21 protein-coding genes are annotated in these 21,906 nt (G+C 37.2%); 8 read left to right on the top strand and 13 right to left on the bottom strand.

Annotated elements, in window-relative coordinates:
• Window positions 1–126: 126 nt before the first annotated feature.
• On the bottom strand, window positions 127–1,245 hold the full coding sequence (locus BWI92_RS01670) for a VWA domain-containing protein (RefSeq protein WP_095160387.1): 1,119 nt from the start codon (window positions 1,243–1,245) through the stop codon (window positions 127–129).
• A 398-nt stretch (window positions 1,246–1,643) separates the two neighbouring features.
• Here BWI92_RS01670 and thrA point away from each other — a divergent pair, with 398 nt between their 5' ends.
• Genes thrA through BWI92_RS01650 form a run of 4 tightly spaced genes read left to right on the top strand, consistent with a single transcriptional unit; the run spans window position 1,644 to window position 6,816 of the window.
• Window positions 1,644–4,100 (top strand): bifunctional aspartate kinase/homoserine dehydrogenase I, encoded by a 2,457-nt coding sequence (thrA, locus tag BWI92_RS01665; RefSeq protein WP_095160386.1) that lies wholly within the window; start codon window positions 1,644–1,646, stop codon window positions 4,098–4,100.
• Window positions 4,101–4,111: 11 nt separating this feature from the next.
• Window positions 4,112–5,182, top strand: coding sequence for an AAA family ATPase (locus BWI92_RS01660; protein ID WP_095160385.1), 1,071 nt, complete (start codon window positions 4,112–4,114; stop codon window positions 5,180–5,182).
• Window positions 5,179–5,865 (top strand): DUF4276 family protein, encoded by a 687-nt coding sequence (locus BWI92_RS01655; protein ID WP_095160384.1) that lies wholly within the window; start codon window positions 5,179–5,181, stop codon window positions 5,863–5,865. Before BWI92_RS01660 ends, BWI92_RS01655 begins: the two co-directional genes overlap by 4 nt.
• Before the next feature lie 15 nt (window positions 5,866–5,880).
• Entirely contained in the window at window positions 5,881–6,816 is a 936-nt protein-coding gene (locus BWI92_RS01650; RefSeq protein WP_095160383.1) for a homoserine kinase, read from the top strand.
• A 316-nt stretch (window positions 6,817–7,132) separates the two neighbouring features.
• On the opposite strand, the gene BWI92_RS01640 is transcribed toward BWI92_RS01650, so the two are convergent.
• Entirely contained in the window at window positions 7,133–7,501 is a 369-nt protein-coding gene (locus tag BWI92_RS01640) for a VanZ family protein (protein ID WP_095160381.1), read from the bottom strand.
• A 150-nt stretch (window positions 7,502–7,651) separates the two neighbouring features.
• Here BWI92_RS01640 and BWI92_RS01635 point away from each other — a divergent pair, with 150 nt between their 5' ends.
• On the top strand, window positions 7,652–9,262 hold the full coding sequence (locus BWI92_RS01635; protein WP_095160380.1) for a beta-N-acetylhexosaminidase: 1,611 nt from the start codon (window positions 7,652–7,654) through the stop codon (window positions 9,260–9,262).
• A 75-nt stretch (window positions 9,263–9,337) separates the two neighbouring features.
• On the opposite strand, the gene BWI92_RS01630 is transcribed toward BWI92_RS01635, so the two are convergent.
• The 7 genes from BWI92_RS01630 to BWI92_RS01600 all read right to left on the bottom strand — a co-directional run bounded on the left by BWI92_RS01630 (window position 9,338) and on the right by BWI92_RS01600 (window position 15,797).
• Complete coding sequence (locus BWI92_RS01630; RefSeq protein WP_095160379.1) at window positions 9,338–10,018, bottom strand: response regulator; 681 nt, start codon at window positions 10,016–10,018, stop codon at window positions 9,338–9,340.
• Window positions 10,019–10,026: 8 nt separating this feature from the next.
• A complete protein-coding gene (locus BWI92_RS01625; RefSeq protein WP_176464333.1) occupies window positions 10,027–11,028 on the bottom strand; it encodes a GAF domain-containing protein in 1,002 nt (333 codons plus the stop codon).
• A 611-nt stretch (window positions 11,029–11,639) separates the two neighbouring features.
• Complete coding sequence (locus BWI92_RS01620) at window positions 11,640–12,311, bottom strand: MgtC/SapB family protein (protein WP_095160377.1); 672 nt, start codon at window positions 12,309–12,311, stop codon at window positions 11,640–11,642.
• Window positions 12,312–12,470: 159 nt separating this feature from the next.
• Entirely contained in the window at window positions 12,471–12,869 is a 399-nt protein-coding gene (locus tag BWI92_RS01615) for a biopolymer transporter ExbD (RefSeq protein ID WP_095160376.1), read from the bottom strand.
• A gap of 25 nt (window positions 12,870–12,894) precedes the next feature.
• Window positions 12,895–13,608, bottom strand: a complete 714-nt coding sequence (locus BWI92_RS01610) for a MotA/TolQ/ExbB proton channel family protein (RefSeq protein WP_095160375.1) — start codon at window positions 13,606–13,608, stop codon at window positions 12,895–12,897.
• 323 nt (window positions 13,609–13,931) lie between these two features.
• On the bottom strand, window positions 13,932–14,573 hold the full coding sequence (locus tag BWI92_RS01605) for an alpha/beta hydrolase (protein WP_095160374.1): 642 nt from the start codon (window positions 14,571–14,573) through the stop codon (window positions 13,932–13,934).
• Between the two features lie 294 nt (window positions 14,574–14,867).
• Window positions 14,868–15,797: a phosphatase gene (locus BWI92_RS01600; protein WP_095160373.1), complete on the bottom strand. Its 930-nt coding sequence runs from the start codon at window positions 15,795–15,797 to the stop codon at window positions 14,868–14,870.
• Window positions 15,798–15,925: 128 nt separating this feature from the next.
• Here BWI92_RS01600 and BWI92_RS01595 point away from each other — a divergent pair, with 128 nt between their 5' ends.
• From BWI92_RS01595 to BWI92_RS01585, 3 genes are all read left to right on the top strand, one after another.
• Entirely contained in the window at window positions 15,926–16,924 is a 999-nt protein-coding gene (locus BWI92_RS01595; RefSeq protein ID WP_095160372.1) for an NAD-dependent epimerase/dehydratase family protein, read from the top strand.
• Between the two features lie 92 nt (window positions 16,925–17,016).
• The gene (locus tag BWI92_RS01590; protein ID WP_095160371.1) at window positions 17,017–17,469 is read left to right on the top strand and encodes a DinB family protein; all 453 of its coding nucleotides are present in this window, start codon (window positions 17,017–17,019) and stop codon (window positions 17,467–17,469) included.
• Window positions 17,470–17,795: 326 nt separating this feature from the next.
• Entirely contained in the window at window positions 17,796–19,199 is a 1,404-nt protein-coding gene (locus BWI92_RS01585) for a tetratricopeptide repeat protein (protein ID WP_095160370.1), read from the top strand.
• Window positions 19,200–19,266: 67 nt separating this feature from the next.
• Here BWI92_RS01585 and BWI92_RS01580 read toward each other — a convergent pair whose 3' ends face one another.
• The 4 genes from BWI92_RS01580 to BWI92_RS01565 form a co-directional block, all read right to left on the bottom strand.
• Window positions 19,267–19,680, bottom strand: a complete 414-nt coding sequence (locus tag BWI92_RS01580; RefSeq protein WP_095160369.1) for a BrxA/BrxB family bacilliredoxin — start codon at window positions 19,678–19,680, stop codon at window positions 19,267–19,269.
• A gap of 99 nt (window positions 19,681–19,779) precedes the next feature.
• Complete coding sequence (locus BWI92_RS01575) at window positions 19,780–20,091, bottom strand: DUF59 domain-containing protein (RefSeq protein ID WP_095160368.1); 312 nt, start codon at window positions 20,089–20,091, stop codon at window positions 19,780–19,782.
• Between the two features lie 63 nt (window positions 20,092–20,154).
• Window positions 20,155–20,571 (bottom strand): SufE family protein, encoded by a 417-nt coding sequence (locus tag BWI92_RS01570; protein ID WP_095160367.1) that lies wholly within the window; start codon window positions 20,569–20,571, stop codon window positions 20,155–20,157.
• 98 nt (window positions 20,572–20,669) lie between these two features.
• Window positions 20,670–21,902 carry a cysteine desulfurase gene (locus BWI92_RS01565; protein WP_095160366.1) on the bottom strand — a complete coding sequence of 411 codons (1,233 nt, stop codon included), beginning with the start codon at window positions 21,900–21,902 and terminating at the stop codon, window positions 20,670–20,672.
• Window positions 21,903–21,906: the final 4 nt, after the last annotated feature.

Genomic DNA, 21,906 nt, shown 5'->3' with positions numbered 1-21,906 from the left:
TAAGTGCGGCGATACTTAACATTCGGTAATTTTGAAAGGTAATAACCTCTTTATCTAAAATTCAAAATGAAGCTCCTTTCTGCTTAATCTCGACCTAGCAAGCCTCTGCTTTCGAGCAGGGGCTTTTTATCTGACATCCTTTCTTCGATTTCTTTGATAGTCTTCAAAAATGAATTCACCCAGCCCCTTTAAAGAAGAATAATAGGCACGACCATTATTGGTTTTGGTAAACTCCTGAACAAACTCTTTGAGATATTGGTCACGAGCAATCATAAAAGTTGTAACAGGAATTTTCAATCTACGGCATTGAGCAGCGAGGGTGAGGGTTTTGTTCAGAATCTTTTTATCCAAACCAAAACTATTTTTATAATACCGAATACCTTCTTTTAAACAAGTAGGTTTTCCATCTGTAATCATAAAAATCTGTTTGTTTTTGTTTTTTCTCCTGCGCAACAAATCCATAGCCAACTCCAAACCAGCGACGGTATTGGTATGATAAGGACCCACTTCAAGGTAAGGTAAATCCTTTACCTGAATCTGCCAAGCGTCATTTCCAAATACGATTACATCGAGGGTATCTTTGGGGTATTTGGTCATAATGAGCTCTGAAAGCGCCATGGCTACCTTTTTGGCAGGCGTAATTCTATCCTCACCGTACAAAATCATAGAGTGGGAAATATCAATCATCAACACCGTAGAGGTTTGAGCTTTGTATTCCTTATCCATGATTTCGAGGTCATTCTCTGTCAACATAAAGTTCTCGAAACCATTATTGATTTGTGCATTTCGGATAGACTCGGTCATGGCGATTTGCTCCAAAGAATCTCCAAATTGAAATTCCCGACGATCGGTATTCATTTCGTCGCCAGTACCTTGGTAAGGTGTGCGGTGATTACCCGAATTGCCTGTTTTTTTAAGTTTTCCGAAAATTTCATCTAATGATTGTTTTCGAATACTCTGTTCGCCTTTAGCCGAAAGAACTTGAGCTTGTTGCCCATTTTCATCCTTTTCTTCACGGATGTATCCTTTTTCTTTGAGGTCTTCGATAAAATCGGCAATACCGTAAGAGTCATCAGTAAGGTTGTATTGTTTGTCGAGTTGGGTAAGCCAAGCCAGTGCCTCCGAGACATCGCCCGAGGTCATGGTGACCAATTGATTAAAGATATCTAACAATTGGTCGAATTTGGCTTTTTTCCCATCTTCTTGTTCTTGTGGAACAAATTCAGAAAAGCGGTATCCGAGCATGCGTGTTTTAGAGCTAGTTGAAGGTTTTAAAAAAGGTAAAATTGAACACCGACACATCGGACTGTTCCAAATTCTATATTTATAAAACAAATTTTTACGCGTTGAGGTTTCCAGAAATTAACTTCCTAAACAGGCATAAAGCAAAATATTTTAGTTAGGCATAAGATTTAATCATTTATTTATACCGTTATTTTACTATTTAGCAGGAAAAATATTCTATTTGCCCCCTAAAATCCCCAAAGATTATTCTTGGAAAAGCTTTCCGAAAGGTCAAATCATATCAAGGCTTTATCTATATTTGTACTCCATTATAAACATTTAAACTGCTGTTGTAAAGCAGAAGCGTGCTTTTTAAGAGGCTTTTACACCAACTTATCGAGCAGCATCTTTACCAAAATATGAAAGTATTAAAATTCGGAGGAACGTCATGCGGAACCGTTGAAAGTATTCAATCAGTTCTAAGCATCATCAAGGGAAACCTTGTAAAAGGAGAAAAAATCGCCGTTGTATTTTCGGCAATGGGTGGAGTAACCAATCAGCTTATCGAAACGGGTAAAAGAGCCGCAGTAAGTGATTTAAGTTATTTTGACCTTGTAAAAACGATCGAAGAGCGTCATTTTAATGTAGTTAGAGCGCTGATCGATGTAAAAGCTCAATCAAAAGTATTTGCTAATATCCGAACGATTATCAACGAACTTGAGGATTTATTGAAAGGGGTGTCGTTGATTCGTGAGATTTCTTCTCGAACAGCTGATTTAATCGTAAGTTTTGGTGAACGTCTTTCGACTACTCTCATTTACGAAATCCTTCATGCACAAGGCGTTGATTGTCAGTTTTTAGACGCACGCAAAGTCATTCGTACTAATGATACTTTCGGCATGGCAGAGGTGGATTTTGACACGACTAATAGTCTGATTCAAGAACATTTTGCCAAAACCAAATCATTACAATTAATTACAGGTTTTATTGGTTCGACTGACAAAGGCGAAACTACGACTTTAGGACGTGGTGGCTCTGACTATACAGGTTCTATATTTGGTGCTGCACTCAATTCTGAGGAAATCGAAATTTGGACCGACGTAGACGGTATGATGACCGCCGACCCTCGTAAGGTAAAAAATGCCTTTACGATTCCAACAATTACGTACTCGGAGGCAATGGAACTGACGCACTTTGGGGCTAAGGTGATTTATCCACCATCTTTGCAACCAGCATTTGCCAGAAATATACCAATTCGTGTACTCAATACCTTCAACCCTAGCTTTATTGGCACAGTTGTAAGTCGCCAAGCAGAGCCAAGCGAGTATATCATTACAGGTATTAGTTCGATTGATAACTTAGCCTTGGTCAACCTTCAGGGTTCGGGTATGATTGGTGTGGCTGGGGTTTCAGGAAAGTTATTCACGATTCTTGCCAAACATAAAATCTCGGTGGTATTGATTTCTCAGGCTTCGTCTGAGCACTCGATTTGTTTTGCCATTGACCCACAATATTCTCAAGAAGTACGTCAAATTTTGGAAACAGAATTTGCAAGCGAAATCGCTTTAGGAGACATTGAAGGAGTAGATATTCAGGAAAATCTATCTGTTATTGCCGTAGTTGGTGAAGGTATGCGTCATCATACGGGGGTGAGCGGTAAATTGTTCTCGGTATTAGGTAAAAATGGTATCAATATCGTGGCTACCGCACAAGGTTCTTCTGAGTTGAATATTTCGGTAGTTATCGAGAAAAAAGATATTTCAAAAGCCCTCAATGTTATTCATGACACTTTCTTTTTCTCTCAAGTCAAAACGCTCAACTTATTCTTGGTGGGTACAGGTTTGATAGGAAAAGCGCTTTTAAACCAATTGAAAGGACAAGCTAATTATTTGTCAAAATACCGTGGTTTGAAAGTAAATCTAGTCGGTGTAATGAATTCCAGAAAAATGCTCGTGACAAGCGATGGTATTTCGATGGATTCGTGGCAAGAGACCTTGGATGCTATGGGTAAACCCGCTGAACTTTGGGCTTTTGTAGAAGAGGCCAAACGTTTGAATTTACCTAACTCTGTATTTGCTGATTGTACAGCCGACAAGAATATCCATAATTATTACCTTGGTTTGTTTGAATCGAATATCTCAGTCGTAACGCCAAACAAGGTAGCCAACTCTGGTCGATATGAAGACTATGCGTTGTTGCATAGAACAGTCTTGAAAAAAGGCGTCAAATTCTTGTACGAAACCAACGTAGGTGCAGGCTTACCTGTGATCAACACTTTGCAAGGTTTGATTGCTTCGGGCGATAGATTTGAGAAAATTGAAGGAGTACTTTCGGGTACCCTATCTTATATTTTTAACAACTTCAAAAAAGGTGTCAAATTTGCCGACATCGTTCGTGAAGCCAAAGTAAAAGGTTACACTGAGCCAGACCCACGCGAAGATTTGAGTGGTATGGACGTGGCACGTAAGATTTTGATTTTAGGTCGTGAAATCGGGCTAAGATTGGAACCTGAGGACGTAACCATTTTGAAATTATTACCAGAAAACTGTGAAAAAGCCCCAACTGTAGAGGATTTTTTCAACGAACTGGAAGTATCCAATAGTTATTTTGAAACAATGGTTGACGAAGCCGAAGCTAAAGGCGAAGTACTTCGTTTTATCGCAACACTCGAAGACAATAAAATTACGATTGGGGTAAAAAGTATCGACAAAACGCATCCATTTTATATGATGGATGGCGCCGATAACGTAATTTCATTTACCACCAAACGCTACCACGACCGTCCATTGGTCATCAAAGGACCAGGCGCAGGCGCAGAAGTAACCGCTTCGGGGGTATTTGCCGATATTGTTGCTATAGGAAGCTATTTGGCGTAATAGGTTTTACTATGATAAATCGCATCGAAATACAAGGTTTTAAATCCATTCAAAAAATGGACTTAAAACTATCTTCTATCAATATCTTAATTGGAGCAAATGGAGCAGGTAAAAGTAATTTTATCAACTTCTTTAAGTTGCTCTATCAACTCTATCATCAAGATTTACAAAACTACGTAGCCGAAGAAGCTGGTGCCGAAAATATTCTTCATTTAGGACTAAAATACACAGAAAAGCTGTTTGGACGAATTGAGTTTGATAGTACGAATGCCTATCTGTTTACACTCGCTACCAATCAACAAGGAAGCTTATACTTTCAGCATGAGAGTACTCAATTCCATCATGGTTTCCCTTCTTGGGACGAGGTTGCTTTAGGAAAAGGTTATTTAGAAAGTAAGCTAAAATATACAGAAGGTGCTCGTTATCGGTATGTCAACACCTATATGTCATCTTTCAGGGTTTTTCACTTTCATGACACTAGTAAAACAGCGAAAATCAAGCAAAAAGGAAGTATTAATGACAATAGAGTCCTGAGAGAAGATGGAGGGAATTTGGCTGCATATTTATTTTATTTACAAGAAACGTCTCCTAGAGATTTTCGAAAAATTGAAAATGTAATCCGAACAGTTGCCCCATATTTTGAAGGTTTTGATTTACAACCAGACAAAATCCGCAATGACCAAATTCAGTTAGCTTGGAAACAAAAAGGGTCAGATATGACTTTTTTTGCTATGCACTTATCAGATGGCACATTACGATTTATGACATTGGCGACATTGCTATTGCAACCAAATTTACCAAAAACTATTATTATAGATGAACCAGAGTTGGGATTACATCCTTTCGCTATAAATAAGCTAGCAGGACTCATCAAAAAAGCCTCTGCTCAAAGTCAGGTGATTGTATCTACACAATCGACAGATTTGGTTGATAACTTTGCCCCTGAAGACGTTATTATTGTAGATAGAAATCAAACAGATTCAGCATTTAAAAGACTTGAAAGTTCATCTCTTCAAAATTGGCTTAAAAACTACACCTTAGGAAACTTATGGCATAAAAATGTTATCGGAGGTACACCATGAAAGATTTATACTTTGTCGTAGAAGGAGAAACAGAAAAAGAATTTGTTGATAGATTATTAATTCCTTATCTCTATCAGCGAGGTATTTCCACTCATATCCAATCCGTCATTATTTCAATGAAAGGAGGAGGTCATGGGTTCAATAATATCACACATTTTGGCAATACTATCGAGCCTTTATTACATTACCAAAACGAACCTATTATTACTACGATGATAGATCATTCAGGTATCAATAGTGAGCAAAAACTACCAAATTATTTACGTTGTATTAAGCATAACAATACCGAACAACGTATAAGTTGTATGGAAGAGTCATTAAAAAATTATGTCAACTCTATAAAACCATACCCAAACTTTATACCTAATATTCTCAGACACGAATTTGAAACCCTTCTATTTGCAAACCCATCCGAAGGATTTGACTTGGAAGATGAGGAAATAAAGAATAAGATAATAGACCTTAAAAGCGGTTATACAAGCATTGAAGATATAAATACCAACCCTGACAACTTCCCATCCAAAAGACTCGAAAGGATTTTTGCTGCATCAGGCAAAAAATATAATAAAATTGTCGATGGTATTGATATTGCTGAATTGACAGGCTTAGAAACAATCATTGAATATTGTCCACGCTTTTCAGTGTGGCTTGAAAATATTATTTCACTCGTATTAGCGAGTTAAGATTTTACATAAACCATGAATGATTCAATAAAAGTATTCGCCCCTGCTACAGTTGCCAATGTGGCTTGTGGTTTTGATATATTTGGCTTTGCTGTTGACAATCCTGGCGATGAGCTAATATTGCGCAAAACTGATTTAAAAGGCGTAAAAATCAATAAAATTGAAGGTGACGAAGGTCGTTTGCCATTGGATGCAAGTAAAAATACGGCTGGTATTGCCATTATCAAGTTCTTAGAAGCTATCGGTGCTGAATCGCAGGGTTTTGAAATGGACTTGAAAAAATTGATGCCACTAGGTTCGGGGTTAGGCTCTTCGGCAGCTTCTTCGGTGGCTGGTGTATTTGCAGCAAATGAGTTATTAGGTCGTCCGTTGGCACAAAAAGACCTATTACCTTTTGCGATGGAAGGTGAATTTATTGCTTGTGGTTCGGCTCATGCCGACAATGTTGGTCCAAGCTTGATGGGTGGATTTACGGTAATTCGTAGCTACGACCCACTGGATATAATTCAACTTCGCACGCCCAAGGAGCTATATGCGACGATTGTTCACCCACATATTGAGGTAAATACCAAGGATGCACGTAATATATTGAAACGTGAAATTTCTTTGAAAAAGACGATTACTCAAATGGGCAATGTAGCAGGTTTGGTAGCAGGTCTGATGCTTCCTGATTATGATTTGATTTCTCGCTCATTAGTTGATGTAATCATTGAACCTGTTCGTGCGATTTTGATACCACAATTTGACATTGTCAAAAACGCTGCACTTGAAAATGAAGCACTTGGTTGTTCTATTTCTGGCTCTGGACCTTCGATGTTTGCGTTGTCAAAAGATTTTGACACGGCTCAAAAAGTTGGTAAAGCCATGCAAGAAGGTTTTTCAAAGGTAGGTATCGATTCTGATTGTTACGTTTCTGGAATCAATCAAGCAGGGCCAGTCGTGATAGGCTAGATAATCTAGTGAATTGTGATTGAGTGCATGAGTGATTATATAAAAATCTATATTCTTGCTGTAGAGGCACAATGATTTGCAACCTACATCAAGGACTATGTATCAAAAAAGCGGTCGAAAATTGTTTTTCGACCGCTTTTTTGATACATAATAAAACAAAAGCCACTATAGGTTCTGCTATTTCTTCCAAAATTCAGAAAAGGTTTGCCTTTTCTAACGATATTTTCAAACTCAAAATGATAAATATTTCTTGCTACAATTCATAACGTCCTCACATAACACAATCTTTTATCAAGTAATATATTACACATATTTATTATTCTATCTCTATTTTAAAAATCTTTTTCAAAACCCATAAGAAGCCAATACCGACCAAAGCTCCTAATGAATCTGCGACGACATCGATTAAATCAAAAGAACGATGAAATGATTTAGGTAAACAATATTGCATTATCTCTATCCCTATACCAAACAATACTCCTGCGAAAAAACCTCCTTTTTCAGATTTATAAGCATATACAACTAAAAAAGTCCATACTCCAAATGCTAATAAATGCTGCAATTTGTCATAAAAGTTGAATACCTGTGGGATTTTTGCCCCAGGCATTGCACACAATATGATGATTGCGACACCACATAACCACGACCAAACCTTAAGTCTTAAGAGTTTATAAATCAGATTCATATCTTGAAATATTTGCTATCAGTAATATATTAAAGATAATAAGAAATATATTACCTATATATTAAAAAAATTTAAAAATATTCTTTTTTAGTTATACACCTTGGAGTTTTTTCACCTACCTTTGAATCGTCTTTATCAAACCAATTTTTTATGAAAAAACTATTAACCCTTATTTGTGCTTGCGTAGTATTTATGAGTTCTGCGCAAAATCAATATAATATTGTTCCTTTACCTCAAACTGTCACACCTCAGAAAGGTCAGTTCGTTGTAAAAGGAAATACAAGTATCGTAGTAAGTACTAATGACCCAGCTTTCAAACAAGTGGCGTCTATGTTGGCTGACCAACTGGGTGCTACAATGGGCACAACACCTAAGGTAGTTAGCTCAAATAGTAAAGCCGTAAGCAACAGTATTCAGTTTGTAAAAAATGACCAACTAGCAGAGGAAGGTTATACGCTTAATGTAAGTAGCAAGCAAGTAAGCATTGCAGCCAGCACAGGAAAAGGCGCTTTTTATGCTTTACAAAGTTTGTTACAATTACTTCCGAATCAAATTTTTAGTAAAGAAAAATCTACGGGCATAACTTGGTCGGTTCCTAACTGTTCCATTGCTGATGCTCCTCGTTATTCGTATAGAGGTTTGCATTTGGATGTGGGTCGTCACTTTTTCCCTGTAAGCTTTATCAAAAAATATATTGATTTGATTGCTTTACACAAATTGAACAATTTCCACTGGCACTTGACAGAAGATCAAGGCTGGAGAATTGAAATTAAGCGCTATCCAAAATTGGCGGAAATCGCCTCGAAACGCGCGCAAACTGTTGTAGGTAGAGCTTATTCAAAGAAATTTGATGGCAAACCTTATGGTGGATATTACACGCAAGACGAAGTAAAAGAAGTGGTAGCGTATGCTAAAGCAAAATTTGTCAATGTAATTCCAGAAATCGAAATGCCAGGGCACTCTCAAGCAGTATTGGCAGCTTATCCTGAATTTGGTTGTAATCCTGATAAAATCTATCAAACCGCCACTGACTGGGGTGTATATGAAGATGTACTTTGTCCAAGAGAAGAAACATTCCAGTTTTTGGAAAATGTTTTGACAGAGGTAATGGAGCTTTTCCCAAGTGAATATATCCATATCGGTGGTGACGAATGCCCTAAGAAACAATGGAAAGAAAGTCGTTTTTGCCAAGAAATTATCAAGCGTGAAAACTTGGGTGATGAACATGGCTTACAAAGTTATTTTATCCGTCGTATCGATAAATTTATTACCTCAAAAGGTCGTAAAATGATTGGTTGGGATGAAATTTTGGAAGGTGGTCTTTCGCCAAATGCAATCGTAATGTCTTGGAGAGGTACTGAAGGTGGTATTGCAGCGGCTAAAGAAAACCACGATGCCATCATGACGCCAGGTGGGTATGTGTATTTGGATCACTACCAAGCTGATCCTAAAACTGAGCCTTTAGCAATTGGTGGGTTTACTACTTTAGAAAAAATCTATTCGTACGAACCAACGCCAACCGAACTTTCGCCAGAACAACAAAAGCATATTATCGGTGTACAAGCAAACGTTTGGACAGAATATATGCAAACCAGCGACTATGTTGAATACATGGTTTTCCCTCGTGCATCAGCCCTGTCGGAGGTAGCATGGACAAAGAAGGAATTGAAAGATTATAGCAAATTCTCTGAGCGAATGAAAGTTCATGCAGACCGTTTGGAGAAATTGCATGTAAACTTTTTCAAAGGCTTTTTAAAATAAAGCCACGCAAACCAGTAACTCCCAATTTTCCTATAAATAATAAAGGTCAGCAGGATATTCCTCGCTGACCTATTTTTATTCTTCTGTGATATAACTCAAATGTTGAGCAAGCAAAATGTATAAATCTTGTGGCGTGTGGGGCTTCAATAAATAATCATTCATCCCTGTACCAAGAGCCTGTTCTATGGTTTCTGTATTGTTGTCGGCAGAGCTAGCGATAATAGGTATCTCCGAAAATTTCCTCACTTCCTCTGCAAACTCGAATCCACTCATTTCTGGCATTTGTAAATCAACTATGATCAAATCATAATGTGTGCCCGCTTTCAAAGATTCTAAAGCATCAATGCCATTATTAAAGGTTTTTACCGAAATACCTTTCTTTTGTAAACTTCTATTAATGATAATGAGGTTAATTTCGTTGTCATCTATCGCCATGACATTGAAACCTTCAAAGTTAAAGTTCGCAACTGTATCTTTCTTTACGACCTCCTGCTGCACCTGTCCTACAGTCAAATCAAATTTAAAAGTAGAGCCTTTACCAACTTCACTTTCAACAAAAATACGAGTGCCAAACAGTTGAAGTATTTTACGAATAATGGCCAACCCCAAACCTGTCCCCCCAAACTGACGGGTAGTTTTATTGGATGCTTGAACAAATTCTTCAAAAATCTGATTTACGGCTTCTTGAGGAATTCCTATCCCAGTATCGATGACTTCTATGGTAAGAATATTATCCGTTTCGAGTTGTTCCTTCAAGGTAACTCTTATGGTAATCGTGCCATTTTTGTAAACTTTACTGCATTAGACACAAGATTATTGATCACCTGTACCAGTCTTATAGGGTCGCCACCCACATAATTAGGCACATTGTCTGCAATCTCAATCAGTATTTTATTGCCTTGATCTTTGGCTCGATGCAAGTTGATACTTGCAATATTTTTCACCAAATCTCGAACATTAAAACTAATATTTTCGAGTTGTACCTTTCCTGCTTCTAGCTTACTAAAGTCTAAAATATCGTTGATGATTGACAATAATGTTTCCCCTGTAAACCTTAATACATTGAGAGGGTCTTCTTGGTCTGGTCTGGGGGATTCTTCCAAAAGCAGGTTGATGTTACCTAAAATCGCATGCAAAGGCGAGCGTATTTCATGGCTCATCATCGACAAAAAGGTAGATTTAGCTTTCAAGGCAACCTCCAAATTGTCTTTAGCTTCGGTCAAAGCAAAGTTTTTGAGCTCCAAACTTTCCTTGGTTTCCATCAACTCGAAGGTCTTTTTACGGAGCTCCAACTGCCCCATTGCCTGTGATGCAAGCGCCTTGAGTGCAACCACTTGCTCTTCCTTGAGTGAGCGGGGACTACTATCTATCACGCACAAAGTACCCAAAGCATGCCCATTTTCTGCGACAAGCGGTATTCCTGCATAAAAAACCACATAAGGAGAACCTATCGTCAGCGGGTTATCTGAAAAACGTTCGTCTTGTCGTGCATCTTCGATAATAAAAGGACGATCGGGCTGTACAATCGCATGAGCACAAAAGGATAGTTCGCGCGGACCGCCATCTCCGTCTATCCCATTTTTAGCTTTAAACCACTGACGATTTTCATCGACAATAGTAATTGTAGAAATAGGGGTTTGACATATTTGAGAAGCTATTCTTACGATATCATCAAAATCCTTTTCTGGAAGCGTATCTAGTATTTTATACGCCTTTAGGGTATCTAGTCTTTCTGTTTCGTTTTCTGGTATTTTTGGAAAAATCATAATATCAACCGACTTGATTAAGTAAGGTTTGCATAAATGATAGGATAAATAGAACCACATTAAGCATGAGTGCTGAATTCTGAGCGATGAGTATTGCGTGTAAAATTATGATTACTGAAATTTCATCTCATTAATTCGTTCAACTCAACTCTGCACGATTACTTACGAAGGCTGTAAGCCGTAGGCATTTAGCAAAAAAATAATCATGATTTCATTAGAAACGCCTATTAATTTCAGCATACTGCAAATAGCTTAATGCCTATTGCGGGTAAAAATTATTTAATTTTACCCACTAACTTATAACAAAGGAGTTCATCAAATCGAGGATACTTAGGAGCGCATGATGATTGGTTATTTATCTACAATGATGATAAAATAATCTAATCGAAAAGTTATTCATTATAAATATACAACAAAACACGTCTCAATAAGTTTGTGAACCAGAAAATAATTCACTTTTACAACACACTAACAGGTCTTTTTAAAAAATATTTTTATCATCCTTTATTCGAATTACGATATATTAGAATCGCTAAAATTATCACAAGCACCAGGAAATTAAGGCTTTATAAGGTCGACTGTTGGATTCCACAAAAATCAAGTCGATTTTTCTAAAACTCTAATTCAATTACATGGGGTTCGAGTATCAGTTTTTTCGCAAGGCGCTCATGTCGAGACGTTTTGCCTCTTACCGACCAATAGCAAGTTATAGTATCTTCTCGATAAATTTGCTTGCCTTTTTTGGCTTGCATATTAAACTGCCTAAAAATGTCATCCATTTTCAAAAAGCCCTCATCGCCTTTCTTGATAACAATTTTGTAATTTCGAGTTTCACCATATTTATGAATCCACCTTTCTAAAATAAAAAAGAACTGCAAAATCATAAATACCATAATGGCACCAAAAAAGGAAAGTAAAATATGTCCATCGCCAATTGCCATTCCTAGGGCAGCAGTAACCCAGATAATAGCGGCTGTAGTAAGCCCTTTTACTCGATCATCTACTTTGAAGATGATCCCAGCACCTAAAAAGCCTACACCAGTAACAATATTGGCCGAAATCCTATCAGGAGAGGCCCCCATTCCTACTTTTTCAGAAAGAATGGTAAAAATGGTAGAACCAACCGCTATCAAAGTAAATGTTCGCAAACCTGCAGATTTACTATGATACTCGCGTTCGCCTCCAATGATCGCTCCTACAAAAGTAGAAGCAAGCAGTTTGATTATATCTTCGTCATGTACAATATGATTCCAAAGAATCTCCCAATCTCCCATTAAAAACATACGTATATTTTTTCTTTACAGATTTTTATCATTAAATGGTAGTAAGCCCCTCAGGGCTTCTACTCCAACAACTTCTTAGCACTGTGAAATTAATAGATATTCTCAAGGCAAAAAAATAGCCGTCACTTTCGTAACGGCTATTTTTTTGAGTATTTACCCTTATTGCTTTTCTGTGGCCATTACCAGCGCCAAATTCAATTTGGCCACCACGTCGTAAATTTTTGCTAACTCCTGTACAGTACGGTCTTTTGAAATACGTAAAACTACCGTTTCCGAATTTTTAGCTTTGGCTTGTTCAGCCAAGTAAGCTTCCAATTGATCGGCTTGTACGGGATTATCATCTACAAAATAATTATCATTCTCATCTACAGTCAAACGAATGTTTTCTTTGGTAGCCGTTTGTTCTGCTGAGCTTGATTCTGGCAAAAGCAGCTTAATAGCATCTGGGCTTGCCAAGGTTGATATCATCAAGAAAAACATCATCAAGAAGAATAGGATATCCGCTAAGGCTCCAGTTTCTACTTCTGATTGTTCTCTAGCTCTTTTTCTAATGTTCATATTTACTTCAAATTAAAGAACTCTATTATTTAGAGGCTGGTTTGTGAAGAATATCCAAAAAGTCGATCGCAGTAACTTCCATTTTGTTTACTGTACGATCAATCATTGTTGTCAAAATCGTATAGAAGAAGTACGCAATGATACCTACCATCAAACCTGTTGCTGAAGTTACCATTTTTTCATAAATACCACTTGCGATAGTACTGATGTCAATTTTATTGGCTACCGAAATGTTGTGGAATGTACGAATCATACCCGAAACAGTACCCAAGAAACCAAACATTGGGGCAATTTTGGCAATTGCTGATAAGATACCCAAGTTTTTCTCCATGTTATAAATCTCTACACGTGCTGAGTTTTCGATGGCATTTTCGATATCGCGCATAGGTGACCCAATACGATTTAAGCCTTTTTCTAATAAACGAGCAATTGGGAATGGAGAGGTCTTGCAATAGTTGATAGCACCTTGGATGTTACCTGCAAAAAGCATTTCCTTGATTGAAAATAAAAATGTATTGTCCAATCTAGACGTTTTACTGATATATCTGTATCTCTCGACAAACAAGAAAAGAGCAATAAAAAACAATACAAAAATAGGAATCATAACCCATCCACCTTTTTCTAAAAGGCCAAATAAGTTTAGATCCTCTCCAACCTTGGTAACAGTCGTTACCGTAGTAGATGTTGTGTCGGGTTCAAAAGTAGTTGTCTGTAATAAGATACTTAGAAGAGTAGTCATAAGTTTTTACAGGTAAAAGCGTATTTTTATAATTGAAAAATACGGCTAATTTGATTTGTAGGAAATTGATTAATTATTGAGTTACCTTAATTGCAAATTATTGCGATTGTCGCACGAGTTGTTACTTGTACGAACTAAATTTTCAACAAGTTTAACGAAAAAATTTAAGTAATATGATATAACTAAGTCAAAAAAAAGCCAGTTGCTGTACTGTAGGGTATGAGTTTAAAGTAGTTATTATACTTATCCAAAAACTTCATTTTACTAAAGTAGCATAGAAAAACGACTTTCTTTTTACCGTTTGATAAAAATGAAGCACCGACTCAAAAAATTTGTTTCAGCACCTTCGTATTGATCTGATGTCCTCCTTCAAATTCAATAATTTCGATGGAAGGAACAGCTTGTTTCAACGACTTTAGAAAATCATCAAAATTTGCTTGCTCCAAAATTTCATCTTTTTTCCCATACACATACACCAGAGGTTTATCTGCAAAATGGGAAGGACTCACTACCTCTGATATGCCTTCCGAAAAATACCCTGCCCAAAGAATTAATCTTTGAAATGCTTCTGATTGTACTTCAAACCATCTTGCAGCAGTAGCACAACCCTGAGAAAAACCCAACAATTCCATCTCTACATCGAAAGGATTCAAATCCAACAATATGGTATCCAACAATTTATTGAGGTAATTGAGGTAATCCAAAATTTCGGTATCTCTCGACTCTTTGGTCATCCAAGTTGCTCCTACCCTACCCGAAAATCCATTAAGGTAGAACCTTGATAATGCCTCAGGCGCAACAATTAAAGTATTTTCTGATGCTAATTCTTTAAACTTTTGGATAAAAAACTCTCCTAACTGTCCGTAACCATGTAGTACGAAAATCACTTTACGTGTTTTTTCCGACCACTCGCCAATGGTGTAATAACGGGCGGTTTTAGTCACTTGAATTTCGTGTAAAGGCATTATGTCAGTAGTTTTTGGAAAATTAAGTATTAGTGCAAAATAATATTTAATCAACAGAAGATGTAAGATGCTGATAATTAAAAATTTTACATTCACAATTCACAACTCATAATTCAGCACTAATACTTAAGTAATAGTGCAAAATAAAATTGCATTATTACGCTGTAGGCAGTAAGCTGTAGGCGTTAAGCAAAAGTTGCTATTACTTCGTGATAAATACTATTTAACTTTTAGCCTACCGCATAAAGCCTAGAGCTTAAAGCGAGTAAAATTATTTTTACTTTGCTCACTACCTTATTGATTCAATAACTTCGCTAATACACCCTCCTTCAAAGCATAAGTCGATACCTTAATTTGCTCAATATCATATCTTTTCAGGATAAAATCTATCAAACAAACCCCAACTACAATCATATCTACACGTAACTCTATCATCCCAGGAATTTGCATTCGCTTTTCTCTATCTTGCGAGACTAAGGCCAAAAAAGATTCTTTGAAAGAACTTATCGGTAAATCAAAACTTACTTGTTCTCTTGGCGGCCATTCTCCATGAAGCTTATGCCAATACATATCCACTAAAGTCTCAAACGAACCTGCCGAGCCAATAATACATTCAGGAGCATATTGGTGTACGGCATTGGTCAACGGCAAAAGAGCATCTTCCAAATAATCTCGCATCAAACCTACTGAACGAGGCGAAATAGGGTCAGTACTCATAAATTGATCCATCAATCGTTGACCGCCTATCTCAAAACTTTGTTTCCAAAAAACCTTTGTTGCATCACAAATGATAAACTCGACACTTCCTCCACCAATATCAATAATCATCGACGGTGTTCGTCCGATTTGCGTCCCTAGCTTCACTCCCTCATAAATCAACCCTGCTTCTTCATCACCCGAAATAACTTGGATACTGATACCTGTGGCTTCAACAATTTTTTCACAAAATTCTTGACCATTTGAAGCATTCCGTACCGCGCTGGTTGCCATAGCTTTTACATTTGCTAGTGACACATCCTCTTTTTCTAAAATGGTCTTAAAATAATTTAATCCTACAATAGCTCTAGCTATTCCTTCTTGAGTAATAATACCTTTCGAAATACCGCCTTGTCCAATTTTGGCAGCATAACTATCTTCATGTATAATTTGAAAATCTTGCCCCTCTTGTTCAACTACCAAGAGTTGGAAAGTATTCGTTCCTAAATCAATAATTGCTTTTCTCATATTTGCTATCGCTAATTTCTCACCTTGAGTGAATTACAAAGAAACACGATTCTTCTCCTACAAACGAACTTTCACCGAAAAACTTCGTGTTCTTTGTCTGGAAAAAACTCTATAGTTATCTTTACAGTATGGTATTAATAACAGGTATAACAGGATTAGTCGGAAGCTTTGTTGCCAAACATTTTTTGGACAAAGGACATCAAGTCGCGGGGTTTCGTCGTGCCAACAGTGATTTGTCTCTAGTGACTGATATTCAATCTCAAATCCATTGGCTTGAGGGCGATGTGCTAGATGTTTTGTCATTGGAAAAAGCCTTGGTAGGTATCGACATTGTTATCCATGCTGCTGCGGTTGTTTCCTTTGCGCCCAAAGATGCCGAGCTGATGAATAAAGTCAACATCGAGGGGACTGCCAATGTCGTTAATGCTTGTTTGGACGCGGGTATTCGAAAAGTTTGCTTCATTAGTTCTGTAGCCGCACTTGGCAGAAAATTACCCCAAGAATATGTTGAGGGCCAACAAGTAACCCTTAATGAAAAATCTACTTGGGAAGAAGATCCGCTCAATTCCAATTATGCTAAAAGTAAGTATTTGGCAGAAATGGAAGTATGGCGAGGCGTAGCCGAAGGGCTTAATGCAGTAATTGTCAATCCATCGGTAATTCTGGGAGAAGCAGATTGGAATAAAAGTTCGACCCAGCTATTCAAATATGCCAACAGCGAACCTACTTATTATCCCAAAGGAAGCCTCAACTATGTAGACATCCTTGACCTTTCTGAATGTGTCTATCAGCTTGTAACATCTGATATTGTGGGCGAAAGGTTTGTTCTGAACGCTGGTACGATTTCTTTTCAAAACTTCTTCGAGAAAGTATCCCAATCATTAGGAAAAAAAGCGCCAACCAAGGCGGTATCAAATACCATTTCTGAAATACTTTGGCGAGTAGAGGCTCTGAGAAGTTGGCTAACTGGAAGTACTCCTATCCTGACCAAAGAAACTGCACGTTCGTCCAAGTTTAATTTCTATTTTGATAATGCCAAAATCAAAAAACAATTGAATTTTAATTTCAGAAGTTTTGATGAGACAATTACCCGAGTTTCGCAAAATTTGTTAAAAAAACAAGCTTAAATAATAGAGAGGCGCTATCGTTTTTCCATTCAATTACTAACACGAACCATCATTTTATAAACTCTATTTTTATTTGATTTAGCCCCCGAACCATGAATGTAATTCCTATTTTAATACAGCTGTTTGAACGAGATTTACAAAAACTTAAAGCCGAAATTGTACAATATTCGCAAGAAGAGAACATTTGGGCGATTGTTCCTGAAATTAATAATTCAGCAGGAAACTTAGTACTTCATTTAGTAGGAAATCTGAATACCTATATTGGCGCTGAAATTGGCAAAACGGGGTATATCAGAAATAGACCTTTAGAGTTTTCTCAAAAAGGTTTATCAAAAAAAGAACTTGTCAACAAAATCAGTGATACACTCGATGTAATCAAAGAAAGTCTCAATAATTTACCAGAAGAGGCTTTAGAGGAAATATATCCTCAATTAGTTTTCGAACAAAAAACATCAACAGGCTATTTATTAACACATCTTACTACTCACCTTACCTATCATCTCGGTCAAATCAATTATCACCGACGCTTGTTAGATAAGGCGTAAATAAGACGGATTACTCTTGCCATTCTTGATAAACTAATCAACTTTCATTCAATCAATTAAGTATCGAGACTGAACAATAGAACACAGATACATATTAGAAAAATACAAAACTAATTCGAGCTAATCCAGACAGGTTTTCGGGAAGATTCTCGTTTGCAATTTTCAAAATAAAATCTTATCTTAGCAATAGTCGTTTTGTAAAAAATAATTGTGGAAGATTGTTCCCCTATTAATAACTTCTTATAATTTCTAGCTATTAGGCATTGTAAGAATCAAAAACGTTATTTCACCTCGTATTAATTGTATCTTATCCAATTATAACCATTATGGAACAAGACTTTGAAGACCGTCATGAAGATGTTCTCCAATCGGTAAAACGTTTTGAATCTATGTTAAAACGTGCCGAGAGCTCTTTTTTCGACTTAGATACTTTTGAGCAAATTGTAGAGCATTATATGGAGGAAGGAAAATTCGAAGAGGCTTCTCAAGCTTGCGAAATCGCACTTGAGCAGTATCCTTATTCGGTTGAGTTGATGCTATGCAAAGCCGAACTCAGTTCCAGCCTTGGTGAGTATGATGAAGCACTAGAAATTTTGGCTCGTGCCGAGTTGTTTAATCCATCTGACAACGATATTACTTTTTTAAAAGGAACCATTTACAGCCTCAAAGGCGACTATCAAGCGGCTATTGCAACCTTGACTGAAACCCTCGAAAACGCTGAAGATAAAGATGAGGTGTATTACCATATTGGCTTAGCATACCAAAGTTGGGAGCGTCATCACAATGCGGTAGCGGCTTTCAAACAGGCAATTGAAGTAAACCCCAACAATGAAAATGCCCTGTATGAGCTGGCCAATAGCTTGGAGATAACGGGTAAGCTAGAAGAAAGTCTTCCTTACTACGAAAGTTTTATCGACAATGATCCTTATTCACAAAATGCTTGGTATAATATCGGTATTGCCTATTCTAAATTAGGACGATTTGAAGAGGCAGCTAATGCCTATGAATATGCCGTGGCTATTCAAGACGATTTTGCTTCGGCTTATTTCAATTTAGGAAATGCCTACATGAATTTGACGAATTGGACTAAGGCAGAAGAATGTTATCGCTATTGTTTAGAGCATGAAGATAAAAGTCCAGAAGTATATTGTTGTTTAGGAGCAAGTATCGAGCGCCAAGAGCGCTTTGATGAGGCAATGCATTATTACAAGGACGCCATCAAATTAGACCCACTTTGGGATGATGGTTACTTTGGCGTAGGTATTTGTTTGTGTGAGAAAAAGAAATGGTTTGAAGCCATTCATTTTCTTAGAAAAGCCCTTGAACTCAATAAACACAATACCTATTACTGGCTCGCATTAGCCGATGCTGAGGCCAATTTGGGCAGTTTGGTTTCGGCTTTAGAAGCCTATCAAAAAGCGGCTGAGTTAGACCCTCAAAATACAGAAGCGTGGATTAAATGGTCGGTATTGAACCATGAACAAGGAAATTATGACGATGCTGCCAACTTGATGTTGAGTGCTATCGACGAATTACCAGAAGAATCCGAATTGTATTATCGCGCTTCGATTTATTTGATTAAGGCAGGAAAATATAGAGAGGCTTTTAATTACTTGGAAACAGGATTGATTCTCAATTTTGATGGTCATGAAATCATGTTCGAATATTTCAAAAATTTAGAAACTCAAAAAGCAATTTATCGAATTATTGAGCAATATCAGAAAAAGTAAAAATCTTTTGTAACAAAAAATCCCCAAAGTCTGACTTTGGGGATTTTTTGTTTTGGTTAACCAACGATTAACAAAACTCTTCGAATACCATTTCAAGGTGAGCAGCAATCATCTCAGCCGAACGACCTTCGATGTGGTGACGCTCAACAAAATGAACTAAATCACCATCTTTGAAAAGTGCAATCGATGGAGATGATGGAGCGTAAGGCAAAGAGTACTCACGTACTTTTGCAGTAGCATCTTGGTCAACACCAGCGAAAACAGTAAACAAATGATCTGGTTTCTTAGCCGAATTCCAAACCGCTTCTTTCACGCCTGGACGAGCAGTACGAGCAGAACAACCACAAACTGAGTTGATAAACACCAAAGTAGTGCCTTTTTCTGTCATTACTGAATCTACTTCACTTGCTGATTTCAATTCTTTGAAACCACCTTCTACGATATCAGCTCTCATTGGAGCCACTAAATGTTCTGGATACATAATTACTTATAAACAAATTTAAAAATTTGGAATTTCTTTAAAATAAACGTAATTGAGCAATAATCAATAGGCTTATCGCCTATTGCCTACAGCCATCGACTACATAAACCCTAGCTCAAGTTTTGCCACTTCGGACATCATATCTTGTGAATATGGTGGGTCAAAAGTAAGCTCAACACTTACGTCAGAAACACCCTCAATTTCTCTAACTTTTTGCTCAATTTCAACAGGAATTTGCTCCGCTGATGGGCAAGAAGGCGAAGTCAAGGTCATGAGAATGTATATGTTATTTACTGGAAAAACCTTGATGTCATAAATCAAACCCAATTCATATACATCTACAGGAATTTCGGGGTCATATACCTTTTTAAGCGCCCCAATAACTTCTTCTTTTAATTCTTCCTCAGTCATTGTTTTGTAAAAAACTTGTTAAGTGGTTTATAAAAAGATAGTAATGTCTTTTCTCAACAATGCTTACTTGAGTTGGTAAGCAATTGCGTAATTCTTCATTTGTTTTACCATCGAAACCAAACCGTTTGAACGAGTTTGAGCTAAATGCTGACTCATACCAATTTGGTCAATGAAGTAAAGTTCTGATTCAGCGATTTCTTTTGGAGAATGCCCTGATAATACTCTAATCAACATACTTACTAATCCTTTTACAATTACGGCTTCAGAATCGGCTTCGAATATCAAGTTGTCTCCTTCTTTATGGGCATTAAGCCACACCTGACTTTGACAACCTTTGATAATATTATCTTCAGTTTTTTGATCTTGGGGTAAGCCTTTTAGCTTTTTGCCCATATCAATAATGTACTCGTATTTATCTGCCCAGTCATCAAAAAGTGCGAACTCTTCGATGATTTCGTCTTGAATTTCGTTAATGGTCATTAGTATCTATTTCAATGAGTGAATTTTGAATAAGCAAAAGTAGATATTTCTATCAGTTTGTTCTTTTACTTTTTGTTCACTTTGTAAAACTTACAATATTAAGCAAGCATTTTCTTCACACGGTGAAGACCAGCGATTAAACGATCAACTTCCTCAATTGTATTATAAACCGCAAAAGAGGCTCTTGTAGTTCCAAGAATATTAAAACGTTTCATCAAAGGTTGTGTACAGTGGTGACCTGTACGTACTGCAACTCCCAAATTGTCTAATAAAACGCCAATATCTTGTGGGTGAATCCCCTCAATCACAAAACTAGCAACCGAAACTTTATTTTTAGCCTCGCCAATCATTCTTAAACCTTCGATTTGTAATAATTGCTCAGTAGCATATTGCAAAAGCATATCCTCATGAGCCGCAATTTTATCACGACCGATTGAGTCCATGTATTCCAATGCAGCTTTGAGTGCTACTACATCAGCGATATTTGGTGTACCTGCTTCGAATTTGTAAGGAAGTTCATTGTAGGTAGTTTTTTCAAAAGTCACTTCTTTAATCATCTCACCACCACCCATATAAGGAGGCATGGCTTCTAGTAAGGCTTTTTTGCCGTACAAAGCACCAACGCCTGTTGGTCCGTACAATTTATGTGCTGAAAACGCATAAAAATCTGCGTCTAAATCTTGCACATCAATGTCTAAGTGAGAAGTTGCCTGTGCACCATCAATCATCACTACCGCTCCTACTGCATGTGCTTTGGCGATAATTTCTTTTACTGGGTTAATCGTTCCCAAGGCGTTTGACACATGGTTTACCGAAACCAATTTTACTTTTTCAGAAAGTAATTGGTCGTATACCTCCATATCCAACTCGCCACGATCGTTTACTGGAATTACTTTGAGCGTAATACCTTTCTCTTCACAAAGCATTTGCCAAGGTACGATATTCGAATGGTGCTCAAGTCCTGAGATAATGATTTCGTCACCTTCTTTGATAAACTTACGTCCGTAAGTACTCGCTACTAAATTGATACCATTGGTAGTACCAGAAGTAAAGATAATTTCTTCGGTCGAAGCGGCTCCCAAAAATTTACGTACTGCTTCACGTGTAGCTTCAAAATCACGCGTAGCACGTTCGGCCAAAGTGTGAATCCCACGGTGAATATTGGCATTATCAAATTCATAATAATGCTTCAGTGCATTGATAACAGCGATAGGCTTTTGAGTTGTGGCCGCATTATCAAAATACACTAATTTTTTCCCATTGATTTCTTGATCTAGTACAGGAAAGTCTGCTCTGATTTTTTGAATATCTACAATTTCGGTGAGTGTCATGGCA

The sequence above is a fragment of the Flectobacillus sp. BAB-3569 genome, assembly GCF_002270355.1.
Classification (GTDB): Bacteria; Bacteroidota; Bacteroidia; order Cytophagales; family Spirosomataceae; genus Flectobacillus; species Flectobacillus roseus.
This window is presented reverse-complemented; position numbering and strand designations above follow the sequence as displayed.